General features: G+C 41.1%; 14 protein-coding genes and 2 riboswitches. Of the genes, 3 read left to right on the plus strand and 11 right to left on the minus strand.

The window, feature by feature from the left end:
• Nucleotides 1–342: 342 nt before the first annotated feature.
• Together V5M37_RS21465 and V5M37_RS21470 are read right to left on the minus strand one after the other, a co-directional pair.
• Complete coding sequence (locus tag V5M37_RS21465) at nt 343–2898, minus strand: vitamin B12-dependent ribonucleotide reductase (RefSeq protein WP_423799073.1); 2556 nt, start codon at nt 2896–2898, stop codon at nt 343–345.
• Nucleotides 2899–3227: 329 nt separating this feature from the next.
• On the minus strand, nt 3228–4064 hold the full coding sequence (locus V5M37_RS21470) for a lipoate--protein ligase family protein (protein ID WP_423799074.1): 837 nt from the start codon (nt 4062–4064) through the stop codon (nt 3228–3230).
• 181 nt (nt 4065–4245) lie between these two features.
• On the opposite strand from V5M37_RS21470, the gene V5M37_RS21475 reads away from it, so the two are divergent.
• Complete coding sequence (locus tag V5M37_RS21475) at nt 4246–4629, plus strand: rhodanese-like domain-containing protein (protein WP_213144868.1); 384 nt, start codon at nt 4246–4248, stop codon at nt 4627–4629.
• Between the two features lie 136 nt (nt 4630–4765).
• Here the strand turns inward: V5M37_RS21475 and gcvPB are convergent, their stop codons facing one another.
• Genes gcvPB through gcvT form a run of 3 tightly spaced genes read right to left on the minus strand, consistent with a single transcriptional unit; the run spans nt 4766 to nt 8690 of the window.
• Nucleotides 4766–6226 (minus strand): aminomethyl-transferring glycine dehydrogenase subunit GcvPB, encoded by a 1461-nt coding sequence (gcvPB, locus tag V5M37_RS21480; RefSeq protein WP_423799075.1) that lies wholly within the window; start codon nt 6224–6226, stop codon nt 4766–4768.
• A complete protein-coding gene (gene gcvPA, locus V5M37_RS21485; RefSeq protein WP_423799076.1) occupies nt 6219–7565 on the minus strand; it encodes an aminomethyl-transferring glycine dehydrogenase subunit GcvPA in 1347 nt (448 codons plus the stop codon). The genes gcvPB and gcvPA overlap by 8 nt, the downstream gene beginning before the upstream one ends.
• An 18-nt stretch (nt 7566–7583) precedes the next feature.
• Nucleotides 7584–8690 carry a glycine cleavage system aminomethyltransferase GcvT gene (gene gcvT, locus V5M37_RS21490; RefSeq protein ID WP_423799077.1) on the minus strand — a complete coding sequence of 369 codons (1107 nt, stop codon included), beginning with the start codon at nt 8688–8690 and terminating at the stop codon, nt 7584–7586.
• Between the two features lie 151 nt (nt 8691–8841).
• A riboswitch (glycine riboswitch) is annotated at nt 8842–8918 on the minus strand.
• 3 nt (nt 8919–8921) lie between these two features.
• A riboswitch (glycine riboswitch) is annotated at nt 8922–9011 on the minus strand.
• A 160-nt stretch (nt 9012–9171) separates the two neighbouring features.
• Here gcvT and V5M37_RS21495 point away from each other — a divergent pair.
• Nucleotides 9172–10860: a DEAD/DEAH box helicase gene (locus tag V5M37_RS21495; RefSeq protein ID WP_213144865.1), complete on the plus strand. Its 1689-nt coding sequence runs from the start codon at nt 9172–9174 to the stop codon at nt 10858–10860.
• Nucleotides 10838–11629 (plus strand): YqhG family protein, encoded by a 792-nt coding sequence (locus V5M37_RS21500; RefSeq protein ID WP_423799078.1) that lies wholly within the window; start codon nt 10838–10840, stop codon nt 11627–11629. The genes V5M37_RS21495 and V5M37_RS21500 overlap by 23 nt, the downstream gene beginning before the upstream one ends.
• Before the next feature lie 42 nt (nt 11630–11671).
• Here the strand turns inward: V5M37_RS21500 and V5M37_RS21505 are convergent, their stop codons facing one another.
• The 6 genes from V5M37_RS21505 to comGC are packed head-to-tail and all read right to left on the minus strand — an operon-like array spanning nt 11672 to nt 13836.
• Nucleotides 11672–11869: a YqzE family protein gene (locus V5M37_RS21505; protein ID WP_213120191.1), complete on the minus strand. Its 198-nt coding sequence runs from the start codon at nt 11867–11869 to the stop codon at nt 11672–11674.
• Between the two features lie 56 nt (nt 11870–11925).
• Nucleotides 11926–12306 carry a competence type IV pilus minor pilin ComGG gene (gene comGG, locus V5M37_RS21510; RefSeq protein ID WP_423799079.1) on the minus strand — a complete coding sequence of 127 codons (381 nt, stop codon included), beginning with the start codon at nt 12304–12306 and terminating at the stop codon, nt 11926–11928.
• Entirely contained in the window at nt 12303–12779 is a 477-nt protein-coding gene (gene comGF / locus V5M37_RS21515) for a competence type IV pilus minor pilin ComGF (RefSeq protein WP_423799080.1), read from the minus strand. Before comGF ends, comGG begins: the two co-directional genes overlap by 4 nt.
• Nucleotides 12727–13059, minus strand: coding sequence for a competence type IV pilus minor pilin ComGE (gene comGE, locus V5M37_RS21520; RefSeq protein WP_241113857.1), 333 nt, complete (start codon nt 13057–13059; stop codon nt 12727–12729). Before comGE ends, comGF begins: the two co-directional genes overlap by 53 nt.
• The gene (gene comGD / locus V5M37_RS21525) at nt 13043–13483 is read right to left on the minus strand and encodes a competence type IV pilus minor pilin ComGD (protein ID WP_423799081.1); all 441 of its coding nucleotides are present in this window, start codon (nt 13481–13483) and stop codon (nt 13043–13045) included. Before comGD ends, comGE begins: the two co-directional genes overlap by 17 nt.
• A complete protein-coding gene (gene comGC, locus V5M37_RS21530; protein WP_423799082.1) occupies nt 13480–13836 on the minus strand; it encodes a competence type IV pilus major pilin ComGC in 357 nt (118 codons plus the stop codon). The genes comGD and comGC overlap by 4 nt, the downstream gene beginning before the upstream one ends.
• Nucleotides 13837–13851 lie beyond the last annotated feature (15 nt).

Below are 13851 nucleotides of genomic sequence, written 5' to 3' on the forward strand. Positions count from 1 at the left end.
TTTGCTATTTTTGATATCTAATTTTAGATTACTATACCCCCCTACCCTATGTAAAGTACTTTGTTTGGGTTTCACAAAATGTCCACATATGCTGCTGTTGCTTTGTTTATGTTTTTAATCTAGCAAAACAATATAAAGACCGTATGTAGTTTTTTATGTGTCATGAAACGGTCAAATTTAATTTGCCTTTTTCGTTTGAAGATGGCGTTAGTTGGGGTGAAAATATAGGAATATTTTACTTTTAACAAAAAGGAAATTACAATTCGATCACAAAGTTATGTCGATATATTCTTATTCAAATAAAAAAGAATGGAGAAATTACTCTCCATCCCTTTTTAACTATTAAAGTCCACACTTTAACTGTGCACCACAGTTAGTACATGTATTACAACCGCCGATTTCCTTAACTTTTCCTTTACGGCATACCGGGCATGTGTTGCCGACTTCAGAACCAATCGTTACATCCGTTGAACGAAGATCAGTGATGGTTTCGACTAAGACTACATGCTGCTTTTCTTCTTTTTCAAAGATAGATAATTGTTCATTTGTGTTTTCTTCAGCTTTCAATGTTAAAACCTGAGAATCGCGTGAACCGTCTACATAGACAGTACCACCTTTTGCACCGCCGCGGTATAAACGCTCGTATACCTTTTCAACCTGCTCAACGCTGTATCCTTTTGGTGCATTAACTGTTTTACTGATGGAACTGTCAATCCAGCGCTGGATGACACATTGGACATCTGCGTGTGCCTCAGGAGCAAGATTCATTGCAGTCACAAACCAGTTTGGCAGGTTATTTGAATCTGCTTCTGGGTTACGGTCTAAATACTCTTGAACGATGTCTGCTTTTACTTCAATAAATTTACCAAGGCGTCCGCTGCGGAAATATGAGAATGAGAAATAAGGCTCTAATCCAGTTGAAACGCCAACCATGGTACCAGTGGAACCCGTTGGAGCAACAGTTAGTAAATGTGAATTCCTTATTCCGTTTTCCACAATAGATTCACGGATTTCTTCAGGCATTTTCTTCATAAATCCGGTATTAATGAATGCTTGGCGCAAGCGGTTTGTTTCCTCAAGTGTTTCACCAGTTAAGAATGGGAAGCTTCCCTTCTCTTTCGCCAATTCAACAGATTCTTTGTAAGCTGTAGTTGCAATTGTTTCAAAAACTTGATCGACCAGCTTATTTCCTTCAGGCGAACCGTACTCAGTCTCGCAGTAGATAAGCAGGTCGTGCAGACCCATTACACCAAGACCGACGCGGCGTTCACCGAGAGCTTGCTTTTTGTTTTCTTCTAAGAAGTATGGGGTAGCATTGATGACGTTATCCTGCATGCGGACGCCAACTGCTACTGTATTTCTCAATTTTTCAAAGTCTACTGTTTTAGTTTCTTTATCCGCCATTTCTGCAAGGTTTACTGCAGCAAGGTTACAGACAGAAAATGGTGCGAGTGGCTGCTCACCACATGGATTCGTTGCTACTACCTGCTGACCATATGCTTTCGCATTTGTCATGTCATTTGCATTATCAATGAAGAAGATACCAGGTTCTGCAGAGTAAGTCGCACAAATGTTAACCAAGTTCCAAAGTTCTTTTGCCTTAATTTTTTTGTAGACGCGAACTTTGTGACCCAGTCTTTCCCACTCACGAACATCTCCAACTTCATGCCATTTTTCATTATAGATTTTCATTTCCTCTTGGTCGTAGTTTTCTACGTAAGGGAAACGAAGTTCATATTCACCATCGTTTTCAACAGCTTCCATAAATTCTTTTGTTAAACAAACAGAGATATTTGCCCCAGTGAGGAACTCTGGATTATGAACTGAATAAGTACCGCCAGTTGCGAGTTTTTCCTCAGCATCTGCAATAATTGATTCGCTGAAACCACCATAACCAGGAATGTTCTTATAATTTACAATTCCTTGGTACATCGCTTCTTCTTGAAGAGTGAATGGTTTAAATTTCAACTTTTCTTTAGCAAGCTTTTTGATTGTTTCATCAGATGTATTTTCAATTAAGAATCTAAGGATTCTAGGATTTTGCATCTTAGAAATAATGAATTCAATGATGTCAGGATGCCAGTCCGCCAGCATGATCATCTGGGCGCCCCTGCGCGAGCCCCCCTGTTCGACCAAATGAGTCAACTTCGCAATATCATCTAACCAAGAAACCGAACCAGACGATTTGCCGTTTACACCTCTTGCCAAAGTGTTTCTTGGCCGTAATGTCGAACCATTGGTTCCAACACCGCCACCGCGGCTCATGATTTCCATTACCTGCTTGCGGTGGTCGGAGATTCCTTCACGGGAATCTGCTACGAACGGCATTACATAGCAGTTGAAATAAGTTACCTCAGTGCCAGAGCCCGCGCCATAAAGCACACGGCCGGCCGGAATGAAGTTCAAGCTTACTAGCTCTTGATAGAACTTTTCTGTCCATTCGATGCGCTTCTCTTCCGTCTCTTCTACAGCAGCAATGCCAGTCGCAACACGTTTAGCAATCTGCTCATAGAAAAGCTCTAACGGCTTCTCAATGACATCCAGCGAACTATAAATAACTCCAGTTTCTGCTGCTTCACCATCGAGGACACCTCTAAATTCCTCTTCTACTAAAACCTTAGCTTTCTTCTTCTCCCAATCGATTTCCTGAATGTATCCTAGGCCGCGTGCCGGGAATTTTGGATCTTCTTTAATCGTAAGAACAACAAAGTCGCCATTTGTGAGGGTGATTTTTTCAGTATCTTTGAAGGTGTAGCGGTCTAACATGACTAAACGCGAAACACCCTTGTGAGTTATTTTCATATCTGGGGTGACCGGGTGCACCTGTGGAAATAGGCGGATATCCTCATTCAACCTCCCAAAATCAATATTCAATTCTTGTCTAAAAACTACAGACATGAATACAACTCCTTTATCTATATATTCTCTATCTTGTGTAAGAATCTAGTAAGCTTTTGCTTATCTAGTTGATTTAATAAATTTAAGTTACCATATCTGAACATAGCATGGCAACAAAAAATCAATATATAGTACCGAAAATATTTTCGACACCCCTATATATTGTATGTCATGCAAAAAACAATTATTTTGTCAAACTTTAAAATAAATAGATTCACGAGAAAATAAAAGATATAGTGCAATTTTCGCTATAAAACGAGAAATTTTAACAATTTTCGCCGGTTGCCTCCAATGAAATAGGAAAAAAGCGGCAAAGCCGCTTTAGCAAGTCATCTCTTAAAATTCCACTCATCATTTTCATACCGTTCTTTTGCGAGCTTATTAACATAGGCAAGCTCTTCATCTGTCAACTGATAGGATTCAAGCTCAATATTTAAACCTTCTGCGAATCCTTTATAAAAAGCTTCCTTGGCCTCATCGAGAGTAATCCTTCGCGGACTAATCGCATTAATGGCAACAGCCTTATCCTTGAATGCTTTTTTCATCCGCTCCTTCACCCGGTCATTTGGGTATTTGAATAAGCTAAAAAGCTTGTCTTCATCCAGATCTAAAAGAATCGAGCCATGCTGGAGAATGACACCCTTCTGCCGTGTTTGAGCACTTCCTGCGACCTTGCGCCCTTCCACCACCAACTCATACCAGCTGGGGGCATCAAAGCAAACCGCGGACCTAGGATTTTTTAAGGCATCCCGTTCCTCTGCTGTTTTCGGAACAGCAAAATATGCTTCTAGTCCCAGTTGATGAAATCCTTTTAAAATCCCTTCAGAAATTACACGATAAGCTTCAGTAACTGTTTTGGGCATTGCTGGATGCTCCTCTGAAACAATGACGCTGTATGTCAGTTCATGCTCATGGAGAACCCCTCTGCCTCCAGTTGGTCTTCTGACAAAGCCAAGCCTGTGTGTTTTTACCGCTTCCATATCAATTTCTTTTTCAACCTTTTGAAAGTAACCAACGGACAGCGTCGGCGGGTTCCAGCCGTAAAATCGGATCACCGGTGGAATCTTTCCTTCGCTGTGCCAATCTAACAAGGCTTCATCCAATGCCATGTTAAAAGCAGGAGAACTATTGCCAGAATCGATAAACCGCCATATTTCTTTTTCCATAGAAAAACCTCTTTTATTTATAATTTCCTTTTACTAGTCTATCAAAATGAGGGGGAATTTCAAAATGAGATGTTTTTGGTATAATTTTTTAAGAAGATTTTTGTCCATTCTTCTTTATCTTTAAGAAAATGACTTATATAATAAATACTAGTGCAACAAGCTTGAAGGGGGCAAATAGAAGTTGAATTCACTTTATGTTTTATTAATCATTGTCGTAGCGGTTATCATCTACTCTGTTTTTACTTTTTTTTATCAAAAAAGGATTGTAAAAACAGTAACAGAAGAGGAATTCCGTGCAGGATACAGAAAGGCTCAGCTGATTGATGTTCGTGAACCAAATGAATTTGAAGGCGGACATATTTTAGGAGCACGTAATATTCCAATGTCACAAATTAGAATGCGCATGAAAGAAATCAGACCGGACATGCCTGTTTATTTATATTGCCAAAGCGGCATGCGCAGTGCTCGTGCAGCACAATTTTTACACAAAAAAGGCTACAAGGATCTAACCCAGCTTCAAGGCGGGTTCAAAAAGTGGTCTGGTAAAGTGAAAGCTAAAAAATAATCGTCATTAATGGGCTCCAGAACCTTTCTGGGGCCTTTTATATTGATTTTTATGAAAAATCACAACAGTCTATTGGCGATTTGATATAAAAGCTAAAAAAGCAGGCTCCGGAGCAATCCAGAGCCTGTTAATCTTTTTATGCATTCTGATATCGTAAGACCGGCTTACGCGCAGCTGTCGTTTCATCTAAGCGGCCTACCACGGTTGTGTGCGGAGCCTCCTGGACGATTTCCGGATTTTCCTCGGCTTCCTTGGCGATTTGGATCATGATGTCGATAAAGGAATCTAACGTTTCCTTAGATTCTGTTTCTGTCGGCTCAATCATGATACATTCTTCCACATTTAATGGGAAGTAAATGGTTGGTGGATGGAAGCCGAAATCAAGCAGTCGCTTCGCAATATCCAATGTGCGGACGCCCAATTTCTTCTGGCGTCTTCCGCTTAATACAAACTCATGCTTACAATGTCTGTCAAACGGCAGATCATAATACTCCGCCAATCTTCTCATCATATAGTTAGCATTTAAAACAGCATATTCAGTCACTGCTTTTAAGCCGTCTGGCCCCATAGACCGAATATAGGTATAGGCGCGGACGTTAATGCCAAAGTTTCCGTAGTATGGCTTAACGCGGCCAATTGATTGTGGACGATCATAATCTAGGACATATTCGTCGCCTCGTTTGGCAATAACCGGTCTTGGCAGGAACGGAATTAAATCTGATTTCACACCGACAGGACCGGAACCAGGACCGCCGCCTCCGTGCGGGCCAGTAAACGTTTTGTGAAGATTCAAGTGAACTACGTCAAAGCCCATATCACCCGGGCGGGCTTTTGATAGAACTGCGTTTAGATTCGCCCCGTCGTAATAAACCTTACCGCCAGCTTCGTGGACGATTTCAGCAATTTCGACAATATGTTCTTCAAAAAGGCCAAGTGTATTCGGGTTCGTCAACATTAACGCAGCTGTATCTTCTCCCACCACTCTTCTTAAGTCTTCTAAGTCTACAAGACCATTTTCATTCGACTTTACTGTAACCGTCTCAAGTCCTGCAACTGTTGCAGAAGCTGGGTTTGTACCATGAGCGGAGTCAGGTATGATAACTTTGGTCCGTTTTAGGTCGCCATTTGCTTCATGGTATGCGCGAATCATCATCAATCCGGTCCATTCCCCGTGGGCACCTGCTGCCGGCTGTAAGGTCACTTCATCCATACCGGTAATTTCTTTTAAATGCTGCTGAAGGTCATATAAAAGCTCAAGCGCACCTTGAACGGAACTTTCATCCTGGAGCGGGTGAATATGCGCAAACCCGTTGTAGCGGGCTACATTCTCATTAATCTTAGGATTGTATTTCATCGTACAAGACCCTAATGGATAAAAACCGGAGTCTACACCGTGATTCCGTCTGGAGAGGGACGTATAATGGCGCATGATATCCAGTTCTGAAACTTCAGGGAGCAGGGGCTCCTCTTCCCTTAAATATCCTTCTGGAAGGAGCGCAGCAACATCTGCTTCAGGAACATCCATTTCCGGAAGGCTGTATCCGACCCGGCCTGGTGTACTCACTTCAAAAATCAGCTTCTGGTCTTGATTATGCATGCAAATCCCCCAATTCTTTCACTAATGTATCAATCTCTTCCTTCGTTCTTTGCTCTGTTACGCAGATCAGCATATGGCCTGCAAGCTCAGGATAGTCACGGCCCAAATCATAACCGCCAATGATTCCTTTTTGGAGCAGCTGCTGATTAACCTCTTTTACCGGTTTATTTAAATTGACAACAAACTCGTTAAAGGAGTGACCATCATTAACTACTTCAAGCCCTGCTTCTTTAAAAGCGATTTTCGCATAATGAGCCTTTTGTAAATTGGCTGTTGCGATTTCGCGGACACCTTTTTTTCCAAGGGCAGTCATCGCAACAGATGCAGCAAGGGCATTTAAGGCTTGGTTGGAGCAAATATTAGAAGTCGCCTTATCGCGGCGGATATGCTGCTCACGTGCCTGCAGTGTTAAAACAAAACCGCGGCGGCCTTGGTCATCTGTTGTCTGGCCGACAAGACGGCCGGGAACTTTACGCATTAGCTTTGTCGTAACCGCAAAATAGCCACAGTGCGGACCTCCAAAGGCAGTCGGGATTCCGAACGGCTGGGCATCGCCGACAACAATATCTGCACCAAATTTTCCTGGAGGTGTCAAAATTCCAAGTGATAATGGATTGCTGGAAACAACAAACATTGCTTTATTTTCGTGAATAATCTCTTCAAGCTCTTTTAATGGTTCAATTCGACCTAAAAAGTTTGGATATTGAACGACAACTGCGGCTACGTCAGCATTTAGCAATCCTTTTAGGGCGTCAACATCAGTAATGCCATCCTTCACAGGAACCTCAATCACATCAAGGTATTGACCCTTTGCGTAAGTTTCCAAAACCTCACGGGATTCAGGGTGAACAGCACCGGAAACCAGGATGGTTTTCCGTTTAGTGTGACCAGCACTTAGCATTGCTGCTTCAGCAAGTGCGGTACCGCCGTCATACATCGAGGAGTTAGCCACATCCATTCCTGTTAATTCACAAATCATTGTTTGGAATTCAAAAATCGCCTGCAGTTCCCCTTGGGAGATCTCCGGTTGGTAAGGTGTATAGGCTGTGTAGAACTCTGATCTTGAAATGACATGGTCAACGATAACCGGCATATAGTGGTCATAAACTCCGGCACCTAAGAAAGACACATTCGATTTTAAATCAGCATTCCGGCTTGCTAACTGAAAAAGTTCTTTCATCAAAGCTGTTTCTGATTTTGCCGGTTTAATATTGTATTCACCTTTAAATCGTACTTTTTCAGGAATATCACTGAATAGTTCATCGACAGTGGAAACGCCAATTGTCTCCAGCATTGCCTGCTTATCTTGTTCAGTCATGGGTAAATAGCGATGTTTCATAAACCTTGCTCCCTTCTGCTATTTCTTTTCTCTTTTATAAAAAGGTGTAGGAACCACTTTCGCTTTTAAACGTTTGCCGCGAATTTCAACTTCCACTTCGGTATCGAGTCCTGCATGTTCGGAAGAAATGAGGGCAAGACCGATGTTTTTCTTTAAGGTTGGGGACTGTGTACCGGTGGTAACTTCACCAATTAGCGCTTCCCCTTTGTAAACTGGATAGCCGTGTCGCGGAATTCCCCGGTCAACCATCTCAACCCCAACAAGCTTCCGGGACAAACCTGCTTCCTTTTGCTTCACGAGAGCTTCTTTTCCAATAAAATCAGCCTCTTTATTCAATTTCACCGCAAAGCCAATTCCTGCCTCAAGCGGGGAGATTTCCGGTGATAATTCCTGGCCGTAAAGCGCTAAGTTTGCTTCAAAACGAAGTGTGTCGCGTGCACCTAGGCCGCAAGGAATAACTCCCTCGTCTTTTCCGGCTTCCAGAATGGCAGTCCAAAGTTCGACGACATCACCGGCATCACAATATACTTCAAAGCCGTCTTCCCCTGTATAACCAGTTCTAGATACAAGTGCTTTTTTCCCATTTAAAACAACTTCCTGCTGGAATTTGAAAAAGCCAATTTGACTTAAATCCGTCTCTGAAGCAAGCTTCTGTAATACCTTTTCAGCAAGAGGGCCTTGAAGCGCAAGCTGTGCCATTGTTTCAGACAAGTTTTCGATTGTAACATCGCCTACAAGATGCTTCTCCAGCCAGTTGTAGTCCTTTTCAATATTCGATGCGTTGACAACAAGTAAATAGTGATTATCTTCAACCTTGTAAACAAGCAGGTCGTCAATAGTTCCGCCGTTTTCATAGCACATCGCAGTATATTGTGCACCGCCGTCTTTCACTTTTGAAATGTCATTTGTCATCAATTTTTGTAAATAGTTAAGGCTGTCTGGGCCCTTTACCTCAACTTCGCCCATATGGGATACATCGAATAAACCGGCTTTCGTGCGGACAGCTTCATGCTCATCCTTGATGCTTGAAAACTGGACAGGCAACTCCCAGCCGCCAAAATCGATGGTTTTTCCGCCGTATTCCTTGTAAACTTCGAACAGCGGAGTGCGTTTTAATTCCGTCATCATAAATCCCCCTTCATTTACTACATGTTCATTATTTGTAAAAATGAATTATTGCCAATTAACAAAAATAGGAAAACTCCTTGCCATTTTCCTAAAAACAACAAAAAGGTGCAAAAAAGGACAGAAACCTCCCTTTACCAATAAAGAAGGTCTCTGTCCTTGCACCTGAAAGTTTACCTAAATCGGCTGTCCCCTTTGGTGGCTGGTATCATCCAGCACTCTCCAGAGCTGCGTCCAACAAGAGTTCTTTTGCCTGAGAGATTCACATAAGCTGCTTGCTCCTTCGGCGCTACAAAAAGTAGTCTCTCCCCTTGTTTTCATTCGCACTTATAATATTTTTTTCCAATTTGGTCATACTAATTATACTTAAAAAATAGATTACCTTATTTAAATATTTGAAACTTTCAAAGCTATTATCATCCTACCATTAAAACAACATATCGGGCAATAACAATTTATCGAAAAAAAGGAGCTGAAACGGATGAATGTCGAAATGGAATTTGATTCCTCCTGGCAGGATGATTTTTTACATAAAATTGATCATGATGGACCTTGGGGGAATTGGGAGCTTTTTAAATTGGCCATCGATATTGAAAAACACTTGGTGGTCCCGGAATTCGAAGGCCTGCAGGCCCCAAAGCATCTGCCAAATTTGACGCCTCTCCCTCATCAGCTTGAAACAGCCAAGCAGGTGGTTGAAAACATGAACGGAAAGGCCATCCTTGCGGATGAAGTGGGTCTCGGAAAGACTATCGAGGCGGGGTTAATTTTAAAAGAATACATGATTCGCGGATTAGTGAAAAAAGTGTTAATCCTTGTTCCCGCCTCCTTAGTCACCCAGTGGGCACAGGAATTAAATAGCAAATTTTATATACCAGCTGTCACTCAAAGAAAAAGCTATGTTTGGGAACAATGTGATGTCGTTGTTTCCTCCATCGATACAGCGAAACGAAATCCGCATCGGGAGATCATTTACAAGCAAGATTATGACCTCATCATTATCGATGAAGCCCATAAATTAAAAAATAATAAAACCAAAAACTACGAATTTGTTCAAAACTTAAAAAAGAAGTTTTGTTTATTGCTGACGGCAACGCCTATTCAAAACAGGATTGAGGAGATTTTTAACCTCGTATCCCTATTAAAGCCTGGTCACTTAGGGAATGAAACTGTCTTTTACGAAAAATATAAACGTGATTCCCGTTCCTTAAATGATGACCAGCATCTAAAAGAGCTAGTCAATAAAGTCATGATCCGCAACCGCCGTGCCGATACAGGAATCGAATGGACGAAACGGCATGTGGAGACGATTCCGATTGAATTTACAAAATCGGAACGCGACCTGTATGACTCCATCTTAGAGCTTAAAAATGAGGGAGACTGGGTTCAAACGAGCAGTTTTTCTGTGATGACTTTGCAGCGTGAAGCATGCTCAAGCCGCGAGGCCGTTTTCTATACCTTAAAAAACATGCTTCTTAAAAAGGAAAACCCAACCCAGGCCTATCAAGAACAAATCAACTTTTTAATTAAAAAGGTCGAGACCGTCGAGCAAAATTCCAAGGCAGTAAAAGCCCTTGAATTAATTCAGAAAATAAATGATAAAGTGATTATTTTTACGGAATACCGGGCTACCCAATTATATTTACAGTGGTACTTAAAGCAGCACGGAATTTCCTCCGTTCCTTTCCGCGGCGGTTTCAAGCGCGGGAAAAAGGACTGGATGCGCGAGTTGTTCCAAAAGCACGCCCAGGTGCTGATTGCCACTGAAGCGGGCGGGGAAGGGATTAACCTACAATTTTGCAACCACATTATCAATTTTGATCTGCCGTGGAACCCGATGAGACTGGAGCAGCGAATCGGAAGGATTCACCGCCTCGGTCAGGAAAAAGATGTCATGATTTATAATTTTGCCATCAAAGATACGGTGGAAGAGCATATTTTAAAGCTTTTATACGAAAAGATTGATTTATTTGAAAGAGTCATCGGAGAACTTGATGATATTCTAACAAAACTAGAATTCGGAAATATTGAAGATCATATAATGGATATCTTTGGCGACTCCTGCTCTGAAGGGGAAATGCGGATTAAAATGGAGAATTTATCTTCAATGATTGAATTTGCACAAAATATGAAAAAAGGAGAATCACATGCAGCAGCAGGAAATTCATAAGTTTCTTTTAAATTATTTTATGGCAAATGAATGTCCCATTGTCACTAATCACCCTGGATACTTAGATGTCCAACTAACAATTGAAATGGATAAGGAACTAATGAATCGGCCCTTTTACTGGCATTATTTAGAGAAAACTGGCGGAATACCAAATCCAATGAGATTGACCCTCATCACCAACCAAAAGGCAGCACCTGAAAATCTCAAGGGGGAAACCATCCACTTTGGTTCGCCCCGCCTGCATCAAATTTTTGAGTCTACAAAAAATTTAGCCAGATATATAAGGCTTTATGAAAATCACGGCAACTCCGCCGTCCAGACTCCCTTGCTGCCATGGCTGTGCATGAATGTAAAAATCTCCTATCAATGTGACCGTAAACGCGATATTTTTAAATCAATCGGCCTTCAGCTTATTAACGGGAAAATGGTGGAGGATTTTCATAATTACCTGCTTAAAATTTCGTTAACGCCGAAAATCCCTGATTACTCGTTTACATTATCACCACTGGTTAAACCCAAAAGCGGAATGGTTAGAATTGAAAATTATTTAAAATCAGTCATTGAAAATGATGACCATACCTGGGCCGATGAAGCAAAGATACGCTGGGAGAAGGATTTAGAACTGCTGAATCATTTTTACGAGGACATTGAAGATGAAAACGAAAGCTATGAGACAGAAAAACAGGCTCTCAAGGATCAATATGAGCCGCGAATTCACATTTCCTTTATCAATGGCGGGCTGTTTTACTTAACAGAAAAAGCAATATAAAAAGAACCCCCCAAGCCGTGAAATTATGCTTGGGGGTTACTTTTAAAGTCCACTGTCTTTCATTTTCCGTCTCTTAACCTCTGAATACACAATATAGGGAAGGATGCCAAACCAGCGATACCAGAAGGATGCTTTGGTCTGTTTTCGCTCGAGGCGCTGACGTTTTCGTTCGTCTTTCGGCTGGTCCGCATATTTGACAATTGTTTGTGTCATATATTTTACATAATCATTCGTTTTCATGTACACACCTGCCTTTAACTTACATTACAAGTATGTCCAAGGTTTATCCTTTCAAATCAATAAGTAATCCATTTCATTAGCTTTTTTGACCTCGTGTCAAAATATCCTTTCCCGTTTACCAATTCTCCCGACTGAAGCCTGAGTGTAAAGGAAACTCTTTGGACATATCCCGACGGGGGATCGGCGAGAAAATCCATATTCCCCTTCTGATACCCAAACGTTCCTTTAGACGGGATTGTTCCTGACACCTGAGCCTGAGTTTCAAATTTTTTTACCGATGACAAGAAATAATACTCTTCCTGCAAAATAACGGTTGATTCGTGCGCTAGCTTTCTCTCCGACAGAAGCTTTTCCACCTCCATTGAAAAAAACAGCAGAAAAATGATCAACAGACATAATGTAAGGGGATAAGTGAAGCCTTTTTGGCTATTTTTCATGTGCTCTTATTCCAATCAATTAAAGAATAGGCGGTAACAGAATACTCTATTCCTTTTAAATCCTTTACCGTTACCTTTACGGCATTATTCACCAAAGCAAACGAATGCTGTGAAACATTCTGCAGGATAATTTCATGCCCCGTCGAGTTAACCCGTCTTCTTAAATTGCTGCCGTAAATTTCATAATAAATGGTTTCTCCGTCTTTTGTTAGGATCAGCCGATTGGAAACTACCTCTGCCTTGGTCGACCAGCGGATTTCTTTTTTTATTTGGCTGCAGAAAACCTCCCATTCCATTGCCTGAATACTAGCTTGATTCTCCTTATTGTCAAGAATAAGTTGAAAGAGAGGTGTCATATAAAAAACAATAATTGAAAGAATTACCAACGAAAACATTACCTCAATGAGCGTAAAACCTTTTTCATTCGAGACTGCCACAGATTTCATTTTCCAAATGTAAGGGCGTTTTTTCAACTTTAACGCAAACCTCCTTTTGCCCGAAGGAGTCCTTCCAAGTAATTTGATAACCAATCTCATTTTGTACCAATGTATAATTGGCAAATGTCCGATTATCAATTAATTTTGCCTCCAGTTCCTCATACATGATCTGCCTCATCTTTTTCTCAATCTGCAAATTTACGGATTGCTTTCTTAAATCCGTGACCGACGGAATGAAAACCAAACAAATCAAAAACATAGCCGATAAGGACAACAGTAATTCTAATAAAAAGAACCCTTTATTGTTCTGTAACATAAAACCGGCCTTTTCCAATTAAAATGGTCATTCGATAAGTCTTCTTCTCAGTTTCTATGAAGAAAGAACCAAATTTATTTACATTTCCATCAGGCTGAAATTTGAAATATAAGGGCATCGAACCTTCGATGATATGAAAACTTGAGGAGTAAGTTCTGTCGAGCAGATGCGGCTGGTCAGAGCGCAAAACAAGCGAGTATTTTGATTCGTTAGGCAAAATGACGACCGACACTTCCTGCTGGTGGGACATCGCATAGGACTGGGCATAAAATAAATCCGCTTTTAATTGGGTTAATAAGGCTTCATCCTCGACCATCGTATGCTGTGGTTTTAACGAAAAAACGGTTACCGAAGACAAAATCATGAAAATGGATAGGACTACTAATGACTCGGCTAAAGTGAAGCCTTGCTCGTTATGTTTCATTGGTTAGTGGTGGTATCAGATGCAGTTTTTGTATCGATGGCTTCTTCTAACGTAACAGAACCATCCGACCCTATCACAACTTCTTTTCCTGGGCAGCCCTTGGCATCTTTATTTATATATCCTGCACTTATTAGTTTTTCCATTGTTGCTGGTTCATCTTTTTCCATTTCATAGGCTTGTACCTGAGCCTCGACCATTTTCTGAAAGCCTTCACAGCCCTTAGTCTTTATATTTGCGTTATGTTTAGCGACGTTAGGAATTGTAATAATTAAAATTACAGAAATCACGAGCATAACAATCATCATTTCAATCAGTGTGAAACCAGCCTGTTTATCTCTTTTAATATTTTTCATTTTCCTAAACCTCCA

The organism is Neobacillus sp. SAB-20_R2A, from assembly GCF_049568635.1.
Lineage (GTDB): Bacteria > Bacillota > Bacilli > Bacillales > Cytobacillaceae > Neobacillus > Neobacillus citreus.